The sequence below is a fragment of the Pseudomonas sp. RA_105y_Pfl2_P56 genome (genome assembly GCF_963970845.1).
Classification (GTDB): Bacteria; Pseudomonadota; Gammaproteobacteria; order Pseudomonadales; family Pseudomonadaceae; genus Aquipseudomonas; species Aquipseudomonas baetica_A.
The window spans coordinates 41,620-62,877 of the sequence record NZ_CAXAPL010000027.1 but is presented as its reverse complement, the minus strand read 5'-3'; the positions used below and the strand labels follow the sequence as shown (position 1 = coordinate 62,877).

Annotated in this window: 17 protein-coding genes and 1 pseudogene; 11 read left to right on the top strand and 7 right to left on the bottom strand. The window is 56.0% G+C overall.

All coding sequences use genetic code 11. From position 1 onward, the window contains the following. The first annotated feature begins 39 nt into the window (after positions 1 to 39). The 4 genes from AACY11_RS18670 to AACY11_RS18655 all read left to right on the top strand — a co-directional run bounded on the left by AACY11_RS18670 (position 40) and on the right by AACY11_RS18655 (position 5,004). Positions 40 to 927 (top strand): LysR family transcriptional regulator, encoded by an 888-nt coding sequence (locus AACY11_RS18670; RefSeq protein WP_339431549.1) that lies wholly within the window; start codon positions 40 to 42, stop codon positions 925 to 927. Positions 928 to 1,019: 92 nt separating this feature from the next. Then, positions 1,020 to 1,859: a formate dehydrogenase accessory sulfurtransferase FdhD gene (fdhD, locus tag AACY11_RS18665; protein ID WP_339431550.1), complete on the top strand. Its 840-nt coding sequence runs from the start codon at positions 1,020 to 1,022 to the stop codon at positions 1,857 to 1,859. Beyond that, positions 1,856 to 4,204 (top strand): FdhF/YdeP family oxidoreductase, encoded by a 2,349-nt coding sequence (locus tag AACY11_RS18660; protein ID WP_339495492.1) that lies wholly within the window; start codon positions 1,856 to 1,858, stop codon positions 4,202 to 4,204. The genes fdhD and AACY11_RS18660 overlap by 4 nt, the downstream gene beginning before the upstream one ends. 317 nt (positions 4,205 to 4,521) lie before the next feature. Continuing rightward, positions 4,522 to 5,004, top strand: coding sequence for a glycine zipper domain-containing protein (locus AACY11_RS18655; RefSeq protein ID WP_339431552.1), 483 nt, complete (start codon positions 4,522 to 4,524; stop codon positions 5,002 to 5,004). A 55-nt stretch (positions 5,005 to 5,059) separates the two neighbouring features. Here AACY11_RS18655 and AACY11_RS18650 read toward each other — a convergent pair whose 3' ends face one another. From AACY11_RS18650 to AACY11_RS18635, 4 genes are all read right to left on the bottom strand, one after another. After that, positions 5,060 to 5,479 carry an acyl-CoA thioesterase gene (locus AACY11_RS18650; RefSeq protein WP_339431553.1) on the bottom strand — a complete coding sequence of 140 codons (420 nt, stop codon included), beginning with the start codon at positions 5,477 to 5,479 and terminating at the stop codon, positions 5,060 to 5,062. A gap of 104 nt (positions 5,480 to 5,583) precedes the next feature. Continuing rightward, on the bottom strand, positions 5,584 to 6,807 hold the full coding sequence (locus AACY11_RS18645; RefSeq protein ID WP_339495491.1) for a 3-hydroxyacyl-CoA dehydrogenase: 1,224 nt from the start codon (positions 6,805 to 6,807) through the stop codon (positions 5,584 to 5,586). A gap of 142 nt (positions 6,808 to 6,949) precedes the next feature. After that, entirely contained in the window at positions 6,950 to 8,884 is a 1,935-nt protein-coding gene (locus tag AACY11_RS18640; protein ID WP_339495490.1) for a RecQ family ATP-dependent DNA helicase, read from the bottom strand. A 162-nt stretch (positions 8,885 to 9,046) separates the two neighbouring features. Then, entirely contained in the window at positions 9,047 to 9,550 is a 504-nt protein-coding gene (locus AACY11_RS18635) for a polysaccharide deacetylase (RefSeq protein WP_339431556.1), read from the bottom strand. A 293-nt stretch (positions 9,551 to 9,843) separates the two neighbouring features. Here AACY11_RS18635 and AACY11_RS18630 point away from each other — a divergent pair, with 293 nt between their 5' ends. The 6 genes and pseudogenes from AACY11_RS18630 to AACY11_RS18605 all read left to right on the top strand — a co-directional run bounded on the left by AACY11_RS18630 (position 9,844) and on the right by AACY11_RS18605 (position 16,999). Next, positions 9,844 to 10,131, top strand: coding sequence for a hypothetical protein (locus AACY11_RS18630; RefSeq protein ID WP_339431557.1), 288 nt, complete (start codon positions 9,844 to 9,846; stop codon positions 10,129 to 10,131). 96 nt (positions 10,132 to 10,227) lie between these two features. Further along, a pseudogene (locus AACY11_RS18625) lies at positions 10,228 to 11,355 on the top strand (hypothetical protein). Between the two features lie 356 nt (positions 11,356 to 11,711). Further along, the gene (locus tag AACY11_RS18620; RefSeq protein ID WP_339431559.1) at positions 11,712 to 12,011 is read left to right on the top strand and encodes a hypothetical protein; all 300 of its coding nucleotides are present in this window, start codon (positions 11,712 to 11,714) and stop codon (positions 12,009 to 12,011) included. 310 nt (positions 12,012 to 12,321) lie between these two features. Then, positions 12,322 to 12,816, top strand: coding sequence for a helix-turn-helix domain-containing protein (locus tag AACY11_RS18615; protein WP_339495500.1), 495 nt, complete (start codon positions 12,322 to 12,324; stop codon positions 12,814 to 12,816). Next, complete coding sequence (locus AACY11_RS18610; RefSeq protein ID WP_339495489.1) at positions 12,813 to 14,072, top strand: type II toxin-antitoxin system HipA family toxin; 1,260 nt, start codon at positions 12,813 to 12,815, stop codon at positions 14,070 to 14,072. The genes AACY11_RS18615 and AACY11_RS18610 overlap by 4 nt, the downstream gene beginning before the upstream one ends. 323 nt (positions 14,073 to 14,395) lie before the next feature. Continuing rightward, entirely contained in the window at positions 14,396 to 16,999 is a 2,604-nt protein-coding gene (locus AACY11_RS18605; RefSeq protein WP_339495488.1) for an AAA family ATPase, read from the top strand. A 69-nt stretch (positions 17,000 to 17,068) separates the two neighbouring features. Here AACY11_RS18605 and AACY11_RS18600 read toward each other — a convergent pair whose 3' ends face one another. Together AACY11_RS18600 and hslO are read right to left on the bottom strand one after the other, a co-directional pair. Continuing rightward, entirely contained in the window at positions 17,069 to 18,610 is a 1,542-nt protein-coding gene (locus AACY11_RS18600) for a phosphoenolpyruvate carboxykinase (protein WP_339431562.1), read from the bottom strand. Positions 18,611 to 18,791: 181 nt separating this feature from the next. Continuing rightward, positions 18,792 to 19,694, bottom strand: coding sequence for an Hsp33 family molecular chaperone HslO (gene hslO, locus AACY11_RS18595; RefSeq protein WP_221731029.1), 903 nt, complete (start codon positions 19,692 to 19,694; stop codon positions 18,792 to 18,794). A gap of 104 nt (positions 19,695 to 19,798) precedes the next feature. On the opposite strand from hslO, the gene AACY11_RS18590 reads away from it, so the two are divergent. Beyond that, positions 19,799 to 20,599: a phosphatase PAP2 family protein gene (locus AACY11_RS18590; protein ID WP_339431563.1), complete on the top strand. Its 801-nt coding sequence runs from the start codon at positions 19,799 to 19,801 to the stop codon at positions 20,597 to 20,599. Positions 20,600 to 20,708: 109 nt separating this feature from the next. Here AACY11_RS18590 and AACY11_RS18585 read toward each other — a convergent pair whose 3' ends face one another. Further along, positions 20,709 to 21,113, bottom strand: a complete 405-nt coding sequence (locus AACY11_RS18585) for an RNA-binding S4 domain-containing protein (protein WP_339431564.1) — start codon at positions 21,111 to 21,113, stop codon at positions 20,709 to 20,711. Between the last annotated feature and the right edge of the window lie 145 nt (positions 21,114 to 21,258).

The window sequence follows — 21,258 nt, the reverse complement described above, 5'->3', positions numbered from 1 at the left end:
TAGAATCGTCCACCCCTGCCAACACCCTTCGGAGCGAAGATGGACATCAAGCAACTGAAATTCCTCATCGCCCTCGACGAAACCCGCCACTTCGGCCAGGCCGCCGCGCGTTGCCACATCACCCAGCCGACCCTGTCGATGCGTCTGCGCAGCCTTGAAGAAGAACTCGATTTGCCGCTGGTCAACCGGGGGCAACGCTTCGAAGGCTTCACCGCGCCGGGGGAGCGCGTGCTGGCGTGGGCGCGCACGGTGCTGGCGGCTTATGACGGCTTGCAGGCGGAAGCGGCGGCCTGTCGCGGCAACCTCATCGGTACGTTGCGTTTAGGCATCGTGCCGCTGTCGAGCTTCGATCCACTGCCGCTGATACAGCGTTTGCACAGTGCGCACCCGAACCTGCGTTTCGAAATGTCGGCGTTGAGTTCCGAGCAGATCCTCGAACAGTTGGCGAACAACCGTATCGACCTTGGCGTGTCCTATCTCGATCGTCTGGATAATGAGCGTTTCGACTCCCTGGCCTTCAGCGAAACCCACATGGGCCTGCTCTACGATCAGCGCTCCTTCACCTTCGGCGAAGCGCCGTTGAGTTGGGAGGCGTTGATCGAACTGCCGTTGGGGATGCTCACCAGCGGCATGCATTTCCGCCAGTCCATCGACCACAACTTCCACAGTCGGAACCTGACCCCACAGCCGTTGTTGCAAACCGACGCCGTGCATCAATTGTTACAAGCGGTGCACGGCGGGTTTTGCTGCGCGATCATGCCGCTCGACGCCGGCCTGGAAAAACTCACCGACCACCTGCGCCTGCAACCGATCGAAAGCGCCCAGACCCTCGCCCCGCTGGGCCTGATCATGCGACGCGGCGCCCCGCGATCGGCGCTGGCAGAAGCCTGTTTCGCGCTGTATCGGAAATCACCAAGCGACTCTTGATCGACGTCATCTATCGGTAGATCGAAAGTAGCGATTAGACGCGACATCTTGCCGCGCCTAGTCTTAGCGTTGATCAATCCGTTGGTGATGCCATGAACGCCAAGCGCCCAGCCTGCGCGGCGCCTGCACTCGAAACGCCCGCGCCCGCAGCCAGCCAGACCTACAGCTACAGCGATCTGCCCCTACAGGAATCGGCCAGCACCGCGCTGGCCGAGGAAGTGGCGTTGGCGATTGCCTACAACGGCATCAGTCAGGCAGTCATGCTGGTGACGCCGACCGACCTTGAGGACTTCATCGTCGGTTTCAGCCTCGGCAGCGGCATCATCGAAGACGCCAACGACATTTATGACCTGCAACTGACCGGCGCTGGTTCTGCGCAATACGCACAGGTGACCATCGCCAACCGCGCCTTCTGGAACCTCAAGCAACAGCGGCGCCAGTTGGCCGGCACCAGTGGTTGCGGCCTGTGCGGCGTCGAAGCGGTGGAACAGGCGCTGCCTGACCTGAAGGTGTTGCCCGGCGCACCGTTGCCGCCGAGTGCATGGCTCGACGGTCTGCGCCAGCGCATCGGCGCGTTCCAGCCGCTGGGTCAGCACTGCGGTGCGGTGCATGCGGCGGTGTTCATGAATGCCAGCGGCGAGCTGCTGCTCGGTCGCGAAGACATCGGCCGGCACAACGCCCTCGACAAACTGATCGGCGGGCTGATCCGCCAGCAGATATCCACAGAAGGCGGGCTGGCGATTGTCACCAGCCGTTGCAGCCTCGAATTGATCCAGAAAGTGTTGCGCGCCGGCATCCAGACCCTGGTCAGCCTGTCCGCCCCCACGGGCCTTGCCGTGCAATGGGCCCGTCGGCACAACCTCAATCTCATCCACCTGCCGCACAAAAGTGCGCCGCGGGTGTATAGCCCCGCGATGGAGAATCAAGCGTGAGCCAACATCATCAAGCCGACCAGAAACCTGTCCCGCGCTACAAGCCCTATAAAGGCGCTGCCGGCGGCTGGGGTGCCCTGATCAGTGTGGCTCAGGCCTGGTTGACCAGCGACAACGCGCTGAAAAACCTGCGCATGATGCTCAAGACCAACCAGAACGGCGGCTTCGACTGCCCGGGTTGCGCCTGGGGTGATTCGCCGGAAAGCGGCATGGTCAAGTTCTGCGAGAACGGCGCCAAAGCGGTGAACTGGGAAGCGACCAAGCGTCGCGTGGATGCCAAGTTCTTCGCCAAACACAGCGTGACTTCGCTGCTGGAACAGAGCGATTACTGGCTTGAGTATCAGGGCCGCCTGACCGAGCCGATGGTCTACGACGCCCAGACCGATCGCTACAAACCGATCAGTTGGGACGACGCCTACGCGCTCATCGCCAAACACCTGCAAAATCTGCCAAGCCCGGATCTGGCCGAGTTCTACACCTCGGGTCGTGCGAGTAACGAAGCCGCCTACTTGTATCAGTTGTTCGTGCGCGCCTTCGGTACCAACAATTTCCCTGACTGTTCGAACATGTGCCACGAAGCCAGCGGCGTGGCGTTGGCGCAAAGTGTCGGCGTCGGCAAAGGCACCGTGACCTTCGATGACTTCGAACACGCCGACGCGATTTTCGTCTGGGGCCAGAACCCCGGCACCAACCATCCACGAATGCTCGAACCCCTGCGTGAAGCGGTGAAACGCGGCGCGCAAGTGGTGTGCATCAACCCGCTGAAAGAGCGCGGTCTGGAACGTTTCCAACACCCGCAGCACCCGATCGAAATGCTCACCAACGGCGACAAGCCGACCAACACCGCGTACTTGCGTCCGGCCTTGGGCGGTGACATGGCGGTGCTGCGCGGCATGGCCAAGTTCCTGCTGCAATGGGAGCGCGACGCGCAGAAGGCTGGCGCGCCTGCGGTGTTCGATCACGACTTCCTCAATGCACACAGCGCCAACGTGCTGGAATACCTGGGCGTTGTCGACGACACGCCGTGGGAGCAGATCGTCGAGCAGTCCGGTCTGACCCTGGTCGAGATCGAGCAAGCGGCGCGCATGTACGCCAAAGGCAAGAACGTGATCATGTGCTGGGCGATGGGCATCACCCAGCATCGTCATTCGGTGCCGACCATCCAGGAAATCGCCAACCTGATGCTGCTGCGCGGCAACATCGGCAAGCCCGGTGCAGGCCTGTGCCCGGTGCGCGGTCACAGTAACGTGCAGGGCGACCGCACGATGGGCATCAACGAGCGCCCGCCCGTGGCGTTCCTCGACTCCCTTGAGCGGCGTTTCCAGTTCAAGGTGCCGCGTGAAAACGGCCACAACGTGGTCGAGGCGATCCATGCCATGGCCGAAGGTCGCGCCAAGGTCTTTATCGGTCTGGGCGGCAACTTCGCCCAAGCCACACCGGACAGCCCGCGCACGTTCGCGGCGCTGAGCAATTGCGACCTGACCGTGCAGATCAGCACCAAACTCAACCGCAGCCATTTGGCCCACGGTAAAGACGCGCTGATCCTGCCGTGCCTGGGCCGAACCGACATCGACATCCAGACCGAAGGCCCACAAGCCGTCACCGTGGAAGACTCGTTCAGCATGGTTCACGCCTCCAACGGCCAATTGCAGCCGCTGTCGAACCAGATGCGTTCGGAACCGTCGATCATCGCCGGCATCGCTGCCGCCACGCTGGGCAGCAAACCGGTGGACTGGAACTGGCTGGTGGCCGATTACGGGCGCATTCGCGAGCTGATCGCCGACACCATCCCGAACTTCAAAGACTTCAATGAGAAGATCAAAAACCCTGGCGGCTTCTACCTCGGTAACAGCGCCGGTGCACGTAAGTGGAGCACCCCGTCGGGCCGCGCCAACTTCCGCGCCAACATGCTGCCCAAGGATCTGGTCAACGAACGCACCCGCGCCACCGGGCAACTGCCGGATCTGATCCTGCAGTCGATGCGTTCCCACGATCAGTACAACACCACGATTTATGGTCTCGACGACCGTTATCGCGGGGTGAAAGGCCAGCGCGACGTGCTGTTCGTCAATGAAGCCGACATCATTCGCCTGGGCTTCCGGCCAGGGCAGAAGGCCGACATCGTTTCGATCTGGGACGATGGTCGTGAGCGTCGGGTGAAGGGCTTTACGCTCCTGGCGTTTGATATTCCGGCCGGCCAGGCCGCCGCGTATTACCCGGAAGTGAATCCGCTGGTGCCGCTGGAAAGCACTGGGGATGGCAGCCATACGCCGACGTCGAAGTTCATTGCGATTCGCCTGGAAGCGGCGAGCGAGACCGGGTTGATCATGGCCAAGTCGGCTTGATACGGCGTCTGCTCCGGCCTCTTCGCGAGCAAGCCCATATTGGAATGCACTCCAATGCGCGGGCTTGCTTGCGAAGGCGTCGGTTCAGTCAATGCATTTCTTAAGCTCAAACACTTTTCCAGCGCCCATAAAAAAGGCCGCTTTTTCACAAAAGCGGCCAGTCCGAAGTAGCTAAAGACCGGCGAAAATCGGTTAAGTTCCGCATAAAAAACAGTAACTTGCACAATTGCATACAAGTCGTGTTATTCGTCGGATTTCGATTGTCACGCTTGTTACAGAGCCTCAGGATCGCGCCGTCATCCCTTTGAGGCTCACCTATGAAGTTCTCCTCGATTCTCTTGTTGTCCCTTGGCCTGGTCAGTGGCTTCGCGTCTGCTGGCGGCACCACCGAAGCAGGTGTGGGCGGCGCATTGGGCGGGGTTCTTGGCTCGGTCGTCGGTCAGTCGTTAGGCGGCAATACAGGTTCCACCATTGGCGCGGCCCTGGGCGGCGCGGGTGGTAGCGCCGTTGGCGCAAACAAACACAGCCGTGGCGAAGCGGCCATCGGTGGTGCGCTGGGCGCAGCCGGCGGTAACGTGGTTGGCCGCAGCGTGGGCGGCTCCACCGGCAGCCTGATTGGCGCCGCGGCGGGTGGCGGTGCCGGTGGCGCGCTGGGCAACTACATGGGCAACAAAAGCAATGACGATGATCGTCGTTATGATCGCGGTCGTGACGACCGTCGCTACTACCGCGACGACCGCCGTGGTCGCGGCCATGCCTACGGTCATCGCAAGCATCACAAGTACTATCGTCACCACTAAGGCGAATGCTTGAACAAAAATCGCAGCCCTGGGGCTGCGATTTTTTTTGCGTTTTTCACACCACCAGGCTTTCCAGTGCCCCGCGCAACCCGGCAGGAATCGGCACGGGCTGATTGCTTGCCCGATCAACAAACACATGCACGAAACGCCCGGCCGCACACGCCTCGCTTTCACCGACCTTGAACACTGCCAATTCGTATTGCACCGAACTGTTGCCCAGTTTGCCCACCCGCAGACCGATCTCGATCAAGTCCGGGAAAGCGATGGAAGCGAAGTAATCACACGCCGAACTGACCACAAAGCCCACCACCTCACCGTCATGGATATCCAGCCCACCGACCTGAATCAGGTAAGTGTTCACGGCAGTGTCGAAGAAGCTGTAATAGGTGACGTTGTTGACGTGGCCGTAGGCGTCGTTGTCGTGCCAGCGCGTGGTGATGGGCTGGAAATGCCGGTAGTCGGTGCGTTGGTTCATGCGCAGTTCTCGTCTTGATCGACCTCACACTGACAGCGAGGACGAGCACTATACCTGTGGGAGCGGGCTTGCCCGCGAAGGCGCCAGCACTGGCGCCCCATCACTCAACGGTCGGCAAACCCCTTCCCCTGCGCTGCCAACTCACCGATCAACCGCGCCGGTTTCCACTGATCGCCCTGCCGTGTCTCCAACGCCAGCAAGCGCTGATGAATATCCGCCAGCCCTTGCTGATCCGCCCAGGCCATCGGCCCGCCCTTGTCCGCCGGGAAGCCATAGCCGTTCAGATAGACCAGATCAATGTCATGCGCCGACTCGGCAATGCCTTCCTGCAAAATCTTCGCCCCTTCGTTGACCAACGCGAGCAAACACCGCTCAAGGATCTCTTGCGGGCCAATCTCACGGCGCTGGAAACCCAATGCGTCACTGACCCGCAACACCAGCGCATCGACCTCGGGATCATGCTCAGCCTGACGACTGCCCGGCTCGTAATGGTAATAACCGTTGCCGGATTTCTGCCCAAACCGGCCCATCTCGCACAAGCGGTTGTCCACCTGAACTTCTGGAGCCTCCTGGCCCTTGCCGGCCAACTCACGCGCACGCCACTCCAGATCGATGCCGACCACGTCGTACATGCGAAACGGCCCCATGGCAAAACCAAAGCCCTGCAAGGCTGCGTCGACCTGCTGTGGGTAAGCCCCTTCCAGCAGCATCTTGCGTGCTTCAAGCACATACGGATGGAGCATGCGATTGCCGATAAAACCGTGGCAGTTGCCCGATACCACACTGACCTTGCCCATGCGCTCGCCCAGCGCCAGCGCGGCGTGCACCACGGCCGGTGATGTCTTCGCGCCACGGACAATTTCAAGCAGTTTCATGATGTGCGCCGGGCTGAAGAAATGCAGGCCCAGAACTTGCTCAGGGCGTCGGGTGGCGGCAGCAATCGCATCGATATCCAGCGCCGACGTATTACTCGCCAGCAGCGCCTCGGGATTGAGCAGGCCATCGAGTTCGCGAAAGATCTTCTGCTTGAGTTCAAGGTTTTCGTACACCGCTTCGATCACCAGATCGACATTGCGGATTGCCGCGTAATCCGCCGCCGCACTGACCCGGGCGAGCCGCGCATCTGCCTCAGCCTGATCAATGCGCCCCTGACGCACGTTGTGTGCATAAGTGTCGGCCACCGTGGCGAGCGCCTGCTCAAGCATCTGTGGATTGTTGTCGACCCACTGCACCGTCACCCCAGCGTTGGCCAGGCACATGACAATGCCGCGCCCCATGGTCCCCGCACCGATCACGGCAGCCTGCTGAATATCGAATGTCTGGCTCATGTTGTTCTCTTGTTGGCGATCCATAGACGGGTCTCACCATAGTCAGCCCGCGACGGTTTTTGAAGTTTATTCCCGTGATGATCGACATTCAGCGGATGGATGCAGCCGCGCAAAGACTGTGCACTCTCCCACGGGGCGGGGCTTAATCGAGCAGGTGATTGTCAGCCCAATGGCGGACTTCAGCGTAGGGATACGCCTCCAACGCCGCATACCCGGAAATCGTCCGCGCCTTGAGCTTGGTGAACAGCGGCACACTGATCCCGCACAGAAACCGCGTCAGCCGTTCCGCCGTCGGCGCATGGCCCGTGTGCTGCTCATGCTTGTGGATAAAATCACCGCACAGTGCCGCAAAACTTTTATCCACAAGCGCAGGCAATTCCGGTGGCGCCGGCAACCGGGCAATGTGGCCATGGCACACCGAACAATGCCCACAGCGCTCAGGGGCATTGTGATCGCCGAAGTACTCGGCCAGGCGATACCCCAGGCAACGATCGGTGGCGAACACATCCAGCATGGTGTGAATCCGCGCGACTTCGGTTTGTTCATGGCGAGTGAAGTCATCGTGCAGTTCTGCGCTCAGAACATCGCTGTCGAAGTCGCTGTGCAACAAGCTGTAGACCTCGGTCATCTGCTTGCTCTCAAGCTCGATCCAGGCCTTTTCCTGGAAGTAATCCAGCGCCTTCACCACCCGATTACGCTCGGCCGAATACTGCGTATACATCGCCTCGAAATCCACCGTAGCCCAGGTGCGCGCCCGGCTTGAGGTGTGGATGATCGCCGCGACGAAATCCCGGCGCTCGCCCTCGAAACGCTCAAGCAACGCCTCGGGCTCCAGCAGGTATTTGAAACGGTATTCGGCGTAATAGGCGTAACGCGGTGCGATCAAGCCACGCAACTCCAATTGCACCAGCAAAGTCTTCAGGGGCAACGCCCGGATGTTGCTGTGATCGGCCAATGGCCCGAGCAGAAACTCCCACTGCCCTTGCGGTGCCGAAGCTTTCAATTCATCGAGTACATAACGAATGCCTTCGCGTTCCGGCGTGTCGCCGTAGACGAAGTTTTCCAGGACATTGAGGCTGTCGCGATTGGCCAGCACCAGACAGTCCGAAGGCTGCCCGTCACGTCCGGCGCGGCCGATTTCCTGGCTGTAGTTTTCGATGGATTTGGGCAGGTCGAAGTGCACCACATTGCGGATGTCGCTTTTGTCGATACCCATACCGAAGGCGATGGTCGCGACGATGCAATTGGACTGCCCGGCCATGAAGCGTTTCTGGATGCCCTCGCGCTGATCGTGGGGCAGACCGGCGTGATAGGCCTCGGCCTGAATACCGTTGCGCTCGAGGTGTTCGGCGATGTGTTCGGCGGTTTTCTGCAAAGTCACATAGACGATGCTCGGCTGGCCCGGACGCTCGGCCATCCACTCCACCAGACGCCGGCGCTTGTCCTGCCCGCGCACCGGTTCCACCAGCAAATTGAGATTGGGCCGGTAGAAACCGGTGGTCACCACATCGTCAGCGGCAATGGCAAATTTTGCCTGCATGTCGGCGATGACTTTCGGCGTGGCGGTGGCCGTCAGCAGCAAGGCTTGCGGGATGTTGAACTGGCGCTGGTAGTCCGGGAGTTTGAGGTAGTCGGGGCGAAAGTTGTGGCCCCACTCCGAGATGCAATGCGCCTCATCCACCACCAGCAAAGAGATCGGCACCTGCTGCAGGAAATTGCGGAAGCGCTCGTTTTTCAGACGCTCGACCGAAATCATCAGAATCTTCAACTCACCCGAACGGGCGCGGGCCATCACGTCATTGGCATCGTCTCGACTCTGCGCAGAATCGATGCTCCCCGCCGAAATGCCGTGGCGTTGCAGGAACGCCAATTGATCCTGCATCAGCGCCAGCAACGGCGAAACCACCAGGGTCAGATTCGGCAGCATCAGCGCCGGTAGTTGATAGCAGAGGGACTTGCCGGATCCGGTGGGAAAGATCGCCGCCGCCGAGCGCCCGGCCAGCACCGCGCTGATGGCGGCCTCTTGTCCGGGTCGAAACTGTGGATAACCAAAAACCTGTTCCAGGGTGTTGTGCATTCGCTGTCACTCCTTTGACCGCTGCCATGCCAACAGCCTAGCGGGCGATCGCAGCGAGTCGAGAAAAGGTCGGGGCCAAATCGATACGCAATGATACAGCGAAAGGCGCGGACAACTCAGTGCCCGCGAGACGGCCTGCCAAAGCCATACAACATCCAGAACTCAGGGCCGCAACACCGCCACGCGCAACTGCTCGTTCAGCATTTGCTCATGCACATCCAGGCTCTTGCTCGCCCACAGCGCATGGGCCGGGCTGATGTCTGCGGTGAACGCCGCCGCCAGTTGGCGCAGATCGGAGATGCTACGCACCTGTGGACAAAAGGGTTGCCCGTCACAGTCCTGACTGGCGTTGCGATAGGTGCTCAGCAAACGATCCCAGAGATCATTGCGCACTTGCCTGATCGACTTGAGCTGCACTTGCGGCACGCCCAGCCGTTGCTTCAAACCTGACTCGTCCAGCGCTTCGCTGGCGAGCAAGGCTTTGGCGAACATCAGCACTTCGGCGCGAGAGGCCGTGTCGACATTCGCCTGGTTGGTAAGCGCGCCTGGCCAACCGGTTCGATCCAGATGATCCAGTACCAGCGCATTGCCAATATCCGCTGCCAACGTCAAACGGTAGCCAATAGCCCACAGCAATATGATCGAGGCCATTCGTAGCCACTGCATACCTAATTCCCTTTAAGCGCGTATCAGAAGTTTGGAAACGTCCCACAGATTCTGGCGCGCACAATACAGATGTTTACCCAGAAGCGCCTGATAAAGCCGTGGGAAATTTCCTGTCTAAGGGTTTTGCCTTAAAAAGGTCATGAAAACCTGTAGGGCAAATACCCGCCCCCCCGGAAAACCCCCTACAAACGCTGTCCATCCTGGCCGTCTTGTCCCGCTGCGCAGCACCCTCCTATAGTGGCCGGCGCGACTGAACCTCGCCGTAGCGACTTCTCAAAGGACAGACTTCATCCATGAACTCACTGCATCCACCCATCAACCGCTATCGCCGCTTGAAAACTGTCTACAGCGACAATCCGGTACTGGTTATCGACACTGACGCCAGCCATGAAGACTTGCTGAATGCCGCTCAACAAAGACTGTGCGCCGCCAACAATCTGCTGGAAACGCTTTACTGCATGTGTTTTCAACAAGCGGATGTCAAAGACATCCCCAACATCGTCAATGCGCTTTACTTATTGACTCAGGATGGTTGCGAACTGCTGGAAGTGGCGAAGTTCAAAGCGAATAATAAAAACTGAAAAACAATACGCAACAAACTTGGCAACAACCCATTGCTTCACCACAAAAAACAACCGCACTAGATTGATTGCTCTTCCATTAACAGAGCAACAAACATGACGACTTTAACTGTCTTTTTTTGCGGTACCGGCTCCACCAGATTTGATACGAACAACCCGAACTACTGGAACGGCGAACTGGTTTCCACACTGGCTTCGCACCACAGCGGCCGGGAGTTTGCCGAATGGGTCATCGTCGACGGCCCGGGCACCAGCAATTTGTAGACCGATGAACTGTTTACCGAATCCGGCGATTACGACCTGAGCGGTACGCTGTTCGGAAAAGGTTGGGAGGAGAATGTCCAACATGCCGTGAACATTATCAAAGGCCAGTGCGACTGGCAGCGTGAACAACTGACCGAAGCAGAATACAACCGACTGAAAGCTGCCGGTATTCCCATCGAAGACGTAAAAATAGAAGGCTCGTGGATGTGGCGAAAATATAACTACGGAAAGCGAAGCGTTACTCAGCAAAAGTTACAGGAACAAATCATCAAGACGTTCCGTAAGGATGGCGTCATTCCCACTCAAGTCAACCTGGTGGGATGGAGTCGTGGCGGCGTCAGTTGCCACATGTTGGCCAACGCCTTGTACGCCGACGACGCGCTGAAGAATATTCCGGTCAGGATCTTCGCCATTGACCCGGTTCCGGGTATCGGCAACTTTCAGGAACACCGGGTGAAACTCAACGCCAACGTCAAAGAATACGTCGGCTTTTATGCCCGGAACGAGCGCTCCAAAGGCTTCAGTTGCGTCATCCCGCAAACCGCCACCGGCACCAGAACCAGCGTTTTCCCAATGCCCGGCCGCCACGCCACACTGGTGGGCAACGCCGCCGTTGACGGCGACAGAGGCCCTAACGTGCTGGCCGAACCCGGCCTGATCGTCCGCCACTTCGCCGAAGTGTGCCTGCAGCGCTGGGGCACGCCGCTGAGCAAAACCCTGAACCTGAGTGACGCTGACCTGCGCCAGCACACCGACGCCATCGTGAGGGCCGCCGCGAAATACCAGGCCATGGAAAAGTGTTCGTACACCTACTTCACCGAACTGGATCAAGACGAACGGTGTGTGTCGCTGGGCAGCAAAGGTGTGCCGTTTTCAGCGGTGAAAGGTTCGATTTACACACCCGAAACCGGGCTGACGACCAGTGTGCTGGATACGGCGGCGTACAAGAATCTTGGTTGACGGTGAACCGACGAAAAAACCTACAACAATCTCCTATCTGATCTTCGTACCGATCCTACAGGTCTGGACTCCGTTGCCGCCTATCGGCGCCTGGTAGTTCAAACCTATAGTCGTGACTATCGCTGCCAAATCAGCGGTTCGGGCTTGGTCACCCGTATGAGTTGTGCACTCGCACTCGTTGTATGCTGCTGGCGCTTTTTGTGTCGGCACGCTTTATGGCGGCTGAGTTCGGGACGCCTTCGGGCGTGCCGGTTGTGAGTGCCTCACCGGTTGACCAACCCGAACGCAGTCCGCCACCTATCCCTTGTGGTCACGGTGGGTGCGAATTCTCATGACATATTTCGAGGCCAAAAATAATGAAAACATGGAACCCGCTCACCCCTGATCGCTACCGCCCACTCGAATCCAACCTCACCGACACCAAGCCCCTGATCATCGACGCTGCAGCCAACCCGCAAGACATCCTCGAATGCGCCGTCCAGCGCCTGCGCGCCTCCAGCGACCTGCTTAAAACCCTCTACTGCCTCAGCTTCAAACAAGCCGACGTCGAAGACATCCCCCACATCACCCACGCCCTCTATCTGCTGACGCAGGATGGCTGTGACCTGCTGCAAGTCGCGCAGCAGCAAATGCTCAACTGGAAAGCGCCAGTCTGAAATTGAGGATCGAACCGCTCCTATGAACTCTGTGAGAGCTATCAAAAACTGTTATCAAACATCGGAGTAACCATGAGCAAATTCTTTGATGAGCTGACGGAAAGCATTATCGAAAAGTACTGGCAAAAACCGGGATGACCCGAGAAAGCGCTAACGTTCAAGTGGAAATATTCTAGCTATACGGACTAAAAACAGATGGAATAATGCCACTTAACTTCGTTTTTTCAGGGGTCTTACGGCAAACAGCGTCCTTCAGCTTAAGTGCTATTATTCTGGCAGTTAAGGTTTAAAAATGAAGGAATACTGCCATATGGCCAAAAAAACAGCGCCGCTCTTGCCCTCCACTGCTCGGCTTTTGGTCGACCTTGGTGAACGACTGAAGCTGGCGCGCCTACGCCGCAAATTGACGGCCAAGCAGGTCGCAGAAAGATCAGGCATGTCGCTGACAACCTTGCGCCATCTGGAGTCAGGAGGATCAGGCGTCACCATCGGGGCCTACCTGTCGGTCATGCAAGTGCTGGGGCTGGAAAAGGATATGAACAAACTGGCTGCAACCGATGAAATGGGTCGCCAATTGCAGGATGCGCAATTAATGCCTTCAACACGATCCGCAGCCAAAAAGCCCCAGCGAGTACGAGCAGTCAGCGCGGTAAAAAAGGGCTCACCTGAACACGTCGGGACTTCAAACGTTATCGATGCCGCCACTACCACGAAAATTCCGGCTGACTTCCCATTCAATACACACTCACTCTCCAGCCTTTTGAACAAGAAGAAAAAGGCCGCCCCCCCAACAGGTGAAGAATGACGCTGATTGCTGTTTATGCAGACTGGGAATCCTTGAAAGGCGCCAGACGCCTCGGATTTCTGCATGCAAGGAAAACACGCAACACCAACGTGTTCGAATTTGAGTACGACCCGAAAGCGCTGGCAGATCCTGAGCTGAATCTCACAGCGCTAGATCCACGAATCGGACTTTTCGAAGGCCGCCAATTCCCCGGCCAACATCAGAGCCGCTTTGGCGTCTTTGCAGACTCAAGCCCTGATCGTTGGGGCCAACTGCTTATGAAACGCCGCTTGGAAAGGGACATTCGTGACGGCTTGATCCCCAAAGACAGCAAGCTGTTCGAATCCGACTACCTGCTTGGCGTGCACGACCTGTTCCGTGTCGGCGCCCTTCGCTACAAACTCAATGACGAAGGCAACTTCCTCGACGACCGCGACGGCATTGCTGCTCCACCCTTTGTCGAGCTGCGCGCGTTAGAGCAGGCAAGTCTCGCCCTGGAAAACGACAGGGACAACACAGCCAGCGAGGGCCGCGAATGGCTAAGAATGCTCATCGCACCGGGCGGCTCACTGGGCGGCGCCAGACCGAAAGCCAGCGTCGTCGACGAGTTCGGCCAACTGTGGATCGCCAAATTCCCAAGTACGAGAGATGACCACGATGTTGGTGGTTGGGAATTTGTAGTAAACGCTTTGGCGGTCAACTGTGGTCTACGTGTTGCGACCGGCATGGCCCGACGCTACGCAAGCGATCACCACTGCTTCCTGGTGAAGCGTTTCGACCGAACCGCGCGCGGCGGCCGACATCACTTCGCATCAGCCATGACCATGACCAACCGCGTCGACGGCGACGACGCCTCAACCGGCGCCAGCTATCTAGAGTTGGCGGAAGTAATCATGGAACACGGCTCGGAACCCAACACCGACCTCCGTGAACTCTGGTCGAGAATCGTCTTCAACATCCTGGTCTCCAACACCGATGATCACCTGCGAAACCATGGTTTTATTCTGGATCCTGGCCGAGGGTGGCGCTTGTCGGCAGCGTATGACATGAATCCCGTGGCGCATGCGGATGGGTTGAAGCTCAACATCACTGATTCTGACAATGCTTTGGATTTGGAGCTGGCGAGGGAAGTGGCGGAGTATTTTCGGGTTAGCGGGAGCGAAGCCGAGCAACTCATTGAAAATTACCAAGAAATAGTCAGTCAATGGCAGACGGTCGCTGGGGCACTAGGGCTGTCGAAGCGTGAACAGGACAGCATGGCACCCGCGTTCTGGTAATTAATAAAATCTAAGGTTCACCTATCGCTCTCCGAATATTCTGCACCGACGAGTGTCCGAATTTTTTCTCCTGCCAAACTACCCCCTGCACAATTTAGACTCTACGGGATCTCCGACGAAGGTCGGAGGCCTTTTTGCTATCCAAATACTAGCAATATGAAGCTTCTCCGCTAGTCTCGTAAAGAGTGGCAAATACGCGATCGGATTAATGAAAATAAAAATAACCGTATGAAAATTTAATTACCGCAAGACGCATTAGCAACGCCTTATACGTAACAAATAAGTCATGTACGACGATAAAAACAAAAAACAGGAGCAAAAAAATGACTGCTATAGCAAAGATAGTGGAGTGGGCTAATAAAACTGGTCGACCGATTTGGTGGAAACACACAGTTAGACTGCTTATAGAAAAACAAGAGCTTACAGGAGCAAATCAAGAATCAATCTATAAATTGGCTCGAAGAGAATCTGGCTTTCCAGAGTCGATCGAAGATTATGAAAATTATAATTCAAGCATCTCGGCAGAAGGTTTTGAAATAGAGGAAAAGCCAGTAACATTAAGCTCAATTGGACCTACAGAAAACATCTCAGCCTTGGAAAACACCCAAGTTTTAAAGTTCTCAAACATAGGGTTAACCGTTATCTATGGGGATAATGGTTCAGGCAAATCAAGCTACTCTAGGATCTTGAAAAATGCATGTTTGACTCGAGGTGAAAAACCCGCCGTCATAGGAAATGCTTTTACACCCTCAAAACTTAATTCAAATGCAAAAATTTCGTTTAACGAAGGTGGATTGGCTTTTAATGACATTAACTGGACATACAAAGGCGACGAAATAACAGCTCTAAAATCAATTCGCGTATTCGATTCAAAGTCAGCATTTCACTATATAGAAAAAGAAGGGGAGTTAGACTACCGACCTGCAGGCCTTCACATACTAGACGAACTGGTTGACATGTGTAACAAAATACGAACTACAGTCGACGAAAAAATAAAACCTCTTAAAAACCCTATAGTAGTTCCTGCAGCTGAACTCTCTACAAAAGCAGGTAAATTCATAAATTCGCTTTCTGCAAAAACTTCTTCTAGCGAACTTGCTTCATTTTGCATAACTGAGCAAGAACTGCTTGACTTAAACAACATTCAAACAGAGCTTAGAACTCTTAAATCACAATCCGCTGAAGAACTTAAAAAAAACCTAATAAAAATAGTCAACTCTGCAAACCCCCTACTAAACACTTTAAAAAAAGCAAACACATTAATCTCTGAGGAGAGTTTCGCAGGCTTCGCGAAGCTTATCGAAAACCAACAAGAAACCTACGACGCATCAGAAAAACTTAGAACTAGTACGTTCGCAAACCTTCCGATTCAGAAAATTGGAAATGAGGTGTGGAAGACCTTATGGACATCGGCTAAAGCCTTTGTGATGGATGTGTCACCTGTCGGAGGTTTTCCACCGAAGGCTGGTGAGAGTTGCCCACTATGCTTACAGCCTATCGGTGATGAAGCAGGCAAAAGGCTGGATAAATTTGAAACCTATATTAAGGACGAAATACAAAAAACAGCAAATAGCGCGAAAACAGCAAAAGATCAGCGAAAAAAAGAATTAGAAACAACAGCTTTCGACCTATCAATATTTGAACAAATAATTATAGACCTTGAAAACAGAATAGTAGGATTTCGAGAAAAAATATCGACCTACAACTCAAGCTACTCATCAAGAATAAAAACACTACTAGACGAAGATATCGACATTATAAGGACTAAAGCTAGTGATCTTGATGAAAGCATCGTAGCCACGCTTGAAAATCAACTAAACGAAATCAACAAAGAAGTAGCCAGCTTAGTAGATGAACAAAATATGGCTCTGCTAATCACCTCTAAAGAAACCACCGAAAAAGAATTAATTGCCAAAAAACTCGTAACAGATAACAAAGCTACAATTGAACTCGAAATAAAACGCAGAAAGACACTTGAGATTTACGAGAAGATAAGAGAACAAACCACTACGAGAAAAATCACGACCTTAAGCTCAGAAATTAGTGAAGTCTACTTAACTGCTTCACTGAAGAGCCACTTTACGGATGAGCTACGCCTCCTTGGATTCAAACACTACTCTGTTGAAGCAAATACGAGAAACGCCACTGGATCCCAACTATTTAAAATAGTACTCCCAGAGTCTACAGCAGCTAGCGTCCATCAAATTGCTAGTGAAGGAGAACAAAAATGCCTTGCTCTCGCTAGCATTTTTGCAGAGCTGCGGGCAGACAACAGGGCATCGGGCGTAATTTTCGACGACCCCGTAAACTCTTTAGATCATAAGTGGCGTTTAAAAATCGCCAATCGACTCATGAAAGAGTCTCTCGTGAGGCAAGTCATAATATTTACCCACGAGATCGTTTTCCTCAAGTTTTTAATTGAGGCCGCAGAATCTGACCCTAGTTACACACTTCAAATTACCAGTCTAGACAGAAACATGACTTCGACTGGGATTGTTAGAAACTCCCCACCATGGGATGCACTCACCACGGCAAAAAGAATTAAATATCTTAACGTGCTTTATGGTGAGCTAAAAAAATCAGAAACTAATGATACAGAGTCTGAATACAACAAACTCGCCGGGCAATTCTACGGTTTCTTAAGAGAGGCTTGGGAAAGACTAGTAGAGGAAAAACTGCTAAACAAAGTGGTAGAGCGATTTGGCCGAGGAGTACAAACGCAACGCCTAAATAAACTGAAAGATATTTGCGACGAAGATTTGGACAAAGTAAGCAATGCGGTGGCTAAGTGTAGCGGATTATTTAAGGGGCATGACTGCGCACCAGGTGTATATGAATCAATGCCAGCAGCAAATGAAATACTCGAAGACATCAATCTCATTAAAGATTTTGAGCAGGAGTTAACCAATATCAGAAAGAGAAATTAGTATAACTTTTTAAAACTCACAAAAAAGCCGCCCCGAAGGGCGGCTTCTTCATTCACCACAAACCAACGCTTACAACTTCGGCCCAGCAGCCTTGATCGCGTCGCTCACTTCGAACTTCTTGAAGTTCTCGATGAACAGACCGGCCAGCGCCTTGGCAGCCTCGTCGTACGCAGCCTGGTCAGCCCAGGTGTTGCGTGGGTTGAGCAGGTTGGTTTCAACGCCCGGTACGGCCAATGGCACGTCGAGGTTGATGGTGTCCAGGTGCTCGGTGGTGGCGCCGATCAGTGCGCCGCTCTGGATAGCGGCGATCACTGCGCGGGTGGTCGGGATGTTGAAGCGTTTGCCGACGCCGTAGCCACCGCCGGTCCAGCCGGTGTTGACCAGGTAGACCTTGGAGCCGAAGCCGCGGATGCGCTTGATCAGCAGCTCTGCGTATTCGCCGGCCGGGCGCGGGAAGAACGGTGCGCCGAAGCAGGTGGAGAAGGTCGACTTGATGCCGCTGCCCGAACCCATTTCAGTCGAGCCCACCAGTGCGGTGTAGCCGGACAGGAAGTGGTAGGCCGCTTGTTCTTCGTTGAGGATCGACACTGGCGGCAGCACGCCGGTCAGGTCGCAGGTCAGGAAGATCACAGCGTTCGGCTCGCCACCGAGGTTGTGCTCGGAGCGCTTGGCAACGTGCTCCAGCGGGTACGCGGCGCGGCTGTTCTGGGTCAGGCTGACATCGGCGTAGTCGGCGTGCTTGGCGTCATCGATGACGACGTTTTCCAGCACAGCGCCGTGCTTGATGGCTTTCCAGATGACCGGCTCGTTCTTCTCGGACAAGTCGATGCACTTGGCGTAGCAGCCGCCTTCGATGTTGAAGACAACGCCTTCGCCCCAGCCGTGTTCGTCGTCACCGATCAGGTAACGGCTTTCGTCGGCCGACAGGGTGGTTTTACCGGTGCCCGACAGACCGAAGAACAGGGTCACGTCGCCTTCTTCGCCGATGTTGGCGGCGCAGTGCATTGGCAGCACGTCAGCGGCCGGCAGCAGGAAGTTCTGCACGGAGAACATGGCTTTCTTCATTTCACCGGCGTAACGCATGCCGGCGATCAGCACTTTCTTCTGGGCGAAGTTGAGGATCACGCAACCATCGGAGTTGGTGCCGTCACGCTCAGGCACGCACTCGAAGTTGGCCACGTTGAGCACTTGCCACTCGTCACGACCAGCCGGGTTGTACTGGGCCGGGTTGATGAACAGGCAACGACCGAACAGGTTCTGCCAGGCCGTCTGGGTGGTCATTTTCACGGCCAGGTAGTGATCTTCAGCCGCGCCGACATGCACATGGGACACAAAGTGCTCTTGCGCGTTGTTGAACGCCTCGACGCGAGCCCACAAGGCATCGAACTTGTCGGCCGGGAACTTGCGGTTGATCGGGCCCCAGGCGATAGCGGCCTGGGTGGAAGGCTCTTCAACGATGAAACGGTCGACTGGCGAACGGCCGGTACGATGACCGGTGCGAACAACCAGAGCGCCGGTATCGGCAAGCTCGCCTTCACCGCGGTTCAGGGCTTCTTTTACCAGATCATCAACACTCAGATCGGTGTACACGGCGTTATTGGCTTGCGTCATGAGGTTCCCCGTCGGCCAGTGGCCGAGTGTGCTCCAAACGTTTTGTAGTAGAAAGTTGCGCACTACTACCGCGAAAAAAGTGGGCCGGATTATGCCAGAAAAGCCCAAAAAGAGTAGGGTCCTCCCGTCGTAACGGCGAAATTCCGTCGTTGAGCAGTGAATTTACCTGCGCTGAACCGTTTTAGTGCCGGGTATCTGACGGCGTGTCGACGCCCGCACCAGCGAACAATTGAGCGATGTCGGCCGCATCGAACAAGTAGCGTTCGTTGCAGAACTGGCAATCGATCTCGACGTTGCCGCCCTGTTCGGCAACCAGCGCCTGCGCATCTTCCAGACCCAGACTGACCAGCGCATTGCCCGAGCGTTCACGCGAGCAGCTGCAACGGAAACGCAGCTTCTGCACGTCGAACAGGCGCACTTGCTCTTCATGGTAGAGACGATGAAGCACGGTTTCGTTGTCCAGGCTCAATAATTCATCGGCGGTCAGCGTGCTAGCCAGCGCGGTGATGTGCTGCCAACTGGCGGCGCGGTCTTCTTCGTCTTTCAGACGATCGGCCGGCAGTTGCTGCAGCAGCAGACCACGGGCGCGGCGGCCGTCGGCGAACAACTTGAAGCGGGTGCCGACCTGTTGCGACATGACGAAATAATTGGTGAAGCAATCGGACAGGGTTTCGCCGTCGAGATCGACGATGCCCTGATAGCGCTGGCCAACCGTCGGGTCGACGGTCAGGGCCAGCACACCCTTTGGCATCAGGTCGCTGAGGGTCGCATCGGCGGCAATCTGATCGGCGTGGTAGCGCGCCAATCCTCGGATCTCGCGCTCGCTGGAGCATTCGATCATCAGCATCGGGATCGGGCCTTCAGAGCGCGCCTGCAAAATCAGCAAGCCGTCGAACTTCAGGGTGCCCACCAGCAAAGAGGCCGCCGCCATCAATTCGCCCAGCAATTGCGCGACCGGCTCGGGGTATGGGTGTTTGGCGAGCACTTCAGCGTAGCTGCGCTCAAGCGCCACCAGTTCGCCACGGGTGTCGCTGTCATCGAAGATGAAGCGTTGGGTGAAATCGGTATCCGTTAGGTCGGTCATAGGTCCGGTATCTGAAAGTGATGACAAAATGATTACAAAGAATGAAAATTCGCGTTTCTTGGCACCCTCTTTGGTGCCGACTGCTACGCCATGGGAGGCATTTTATGAACAATCCGGGTTTGTTCCAATCAAGGTGGAACCTCGGCCGGCTGGTTCTGTGCAACGTGGTGCCGTTAGCGCTACTGGCTTTCTGGTTATGGCCTACGGGTAACTCGCTGTGTGTGATTTTCGACGAGTGGCTGTTCCGCTCGCTCAATGCACCACTGGCCAGCAACCCCATATGGCTCCACATCTGGGCAATTGCAAGTATGCGTCCGTTCGACATCGTCGTCGGGCTGATTCTGCTGACGCTGCTGATCAAAGGTGACTGGGTATTCAAGGCGATTGATGCGCGCCGTGCTTTTTTCGGTTTTTTATCGATTCTGCTGTTGATGGTGGTGATCCGTACGCTGTTTTCCAAGTTCGCCGATTTCATGGACTGGCAGCACAGCAGTCCGTCGATGGTGCTTGAAGGCGCGGTACACCTCAGCGATTACTTCCCGCATCTGGAAAAGACCTGGGAGTTGAAAGATCGCTCGAGCCAGAGCTTCCCGGGCGACCATGCTTCGGTGTTGCTGATCTGGGCATTATTCATGGGGGTGTTCAGCCGCTCGGTTGGCCAGTTCCTGACGATCTGGGGCCTGGCGGTGCTGTTCATGCTGCCGCGGCTGGTGGCCGGGGCGCATTGGGGTCAGGACGATTACATCGGCGGCGTGTTGCTGGCGGTGCTGGCGTTGGGCTGGGGCTACTACACGCCATTTGCGTATCACGCCGCGAATTTCTGGCTGAAAGTGACGGCGCCGATTTTCAGTTTGCTGGGCAAGCTGCCGCTGATTTCGCGGATGAGTGTGGTGCGTAGCGCCTGATATCGCGGCGTCCATGGCGAGTGCTGTGCACTCGATTCGCCAACAGGCTAGCTCCCACATTGGAATGCAATCTTGTGTGGGAGCTTGCTCGCGAAGAGGCAGTGACGCCCTACTCGCTGCCGCTACCCCGAAACTTGAACAGATCCCGCCGCTGCTTCTTGCTCGGCTTGCCATCGGTGCTCACGCCCAACGCACCGGCCTTGCGCATCGCCGCAGCCGCTTCGCGCTTGGCGATACTCGCCTCGGTCTCCGCATACAGCGTTTGCGCTTCGGGCGCGCCACGACGCACGATAGACAGTGCCTCGACCCTCACTATGCGCACTTCGAAACCGGTGCGAATCTCAAATTCGTCGCCAATGCGTGGCTCTTTGCCAGGCTTGCAGCGCTCGCCTCGACAATGCACCTTGCCACTCTCGATCGCTGCTTTGGCCAAGGCCCGGGTTTTGTAGAAACGCGCGGCCCATAGCCACTTATCGAGACGGACCTTGTCGTCGTCTTCGTTTTTTTGTGCCATGGAATGTCCTCATTCTGAAATATTGGTGAACTGTACTACCGTTTCTGTCGTGCCATGAATGACCCCATCCCGGATTACAATTCACACATTCCGGCGCCTGCTTCAGGCGCCGGTAATCCGGGCTGTAGATATCTGTCGCCTTTTA

Coding starts and splice junctions, on each gene's coding strand:
- AACY11_RS18670 (WP_339431549.1), top strand. CDS start 40: ATGGACATCAAGCAACTGAAATTCCTCATCGCCCTCGACGAAACCCGC.
- fdhD (WP_339431550.1), top strand. CDS start 1,020: ATGAACGCCAAGCGCCCAGCCTGCGCGGCGCCTGCACTCGAAACGCCC.
- AACY11_RS18655 (WP_339431552.1), top strand. CDS start 4,522: ATGAAGTTCTCCTCGATTCTCTTGTTGTCCCTTGGCCTGGTCAGTGGC.
- AACY11_RS18650 (WP_339431553.1), bottom strand. CDS start 5,479: ATGAACCAACGCACCGACTACCGGCATTTCCAGCCCATCACCACGCGC.
- AACY11_RS18645 (WP_339495491.1), bottom strand. CDS start 6,807: ATGAGCCAGACATTCGATATTCAGCAGGCTGCCGTGATCGGTGCGGGG.
- AACY11_RS18640 (WP_339495490.1), bottom strand. CDS start 8,884: ATGCACAACACCCTGGAACAGGTTTTTGGTTATCCACAGTTTCGACCC.
- AACY11_RS18635 (WP_339431556.1), bottom strand. CDS start 9,550: ATGCAGTGGCTACGAATGGCCTCGATCATATTGCTGTGGGCTATTGGC.
- AACY11_RS18630 (WP_339431557.1), top strand. CDS start 9,844: ATGAACTCACTGCATCCACCCATCAACCGCTATCGCCGCTTGAAAACT.
- AACY11_RS18620 (WP_339431559.1), top strand. CDS start 11,712: ATGAAAACATGGAACCCGCTCACCCCTGATCGCTACCGCCCACTCGAA.
- AACY11_RS18615 (WP_339495500.1), top strand. CDS start 12,322: ATGGCCAAAAAAACAGCGCCGCTCTTGCCCTCCACTGCTCGGCTTTTG.
- AACY11_RS18610 (WP_339495489.1), top strand. CDS start 12,813: ATGACGCTGATTGCTGTTTATGCAGACTGGGAATCCTTGAAAGGCGCC.
- AACY11_RS18605 (WP_339495488.1), top strand. CDS start 14,396: ATGACTGCTATAGCAAAGATAGTGGAGTGGGCTAATAAAACTGGTCGA.
- AACY11_RS18600 (WP_339431562.1), bottom strand. CDS start 18,610: ATGACGCAAGCCAATAACGCCGTGTACACCGATCTGAGTGTTGATGAT.
- hslO (WP_221731029.1), bottom strand. CDS start 19,694: ATGACCGACCTAACGGATACCGATTTCACCCAACGCTTCATCTTCGAT.
- AACY11_RS18590 (WP_339431563.1), top strand. CDS start 19,799: ATGAACAATCCGGGTTTGTTCCAATCAAGGTGGAACCTCGGCCGGCTG.
- AACY11_RS18585 (WP_339431564.1), bottom strand. CDS start 21,113: ATGGCACAAAAAAACGAAGACGACGACAAGGTCCGTCTCGATAAGTGG.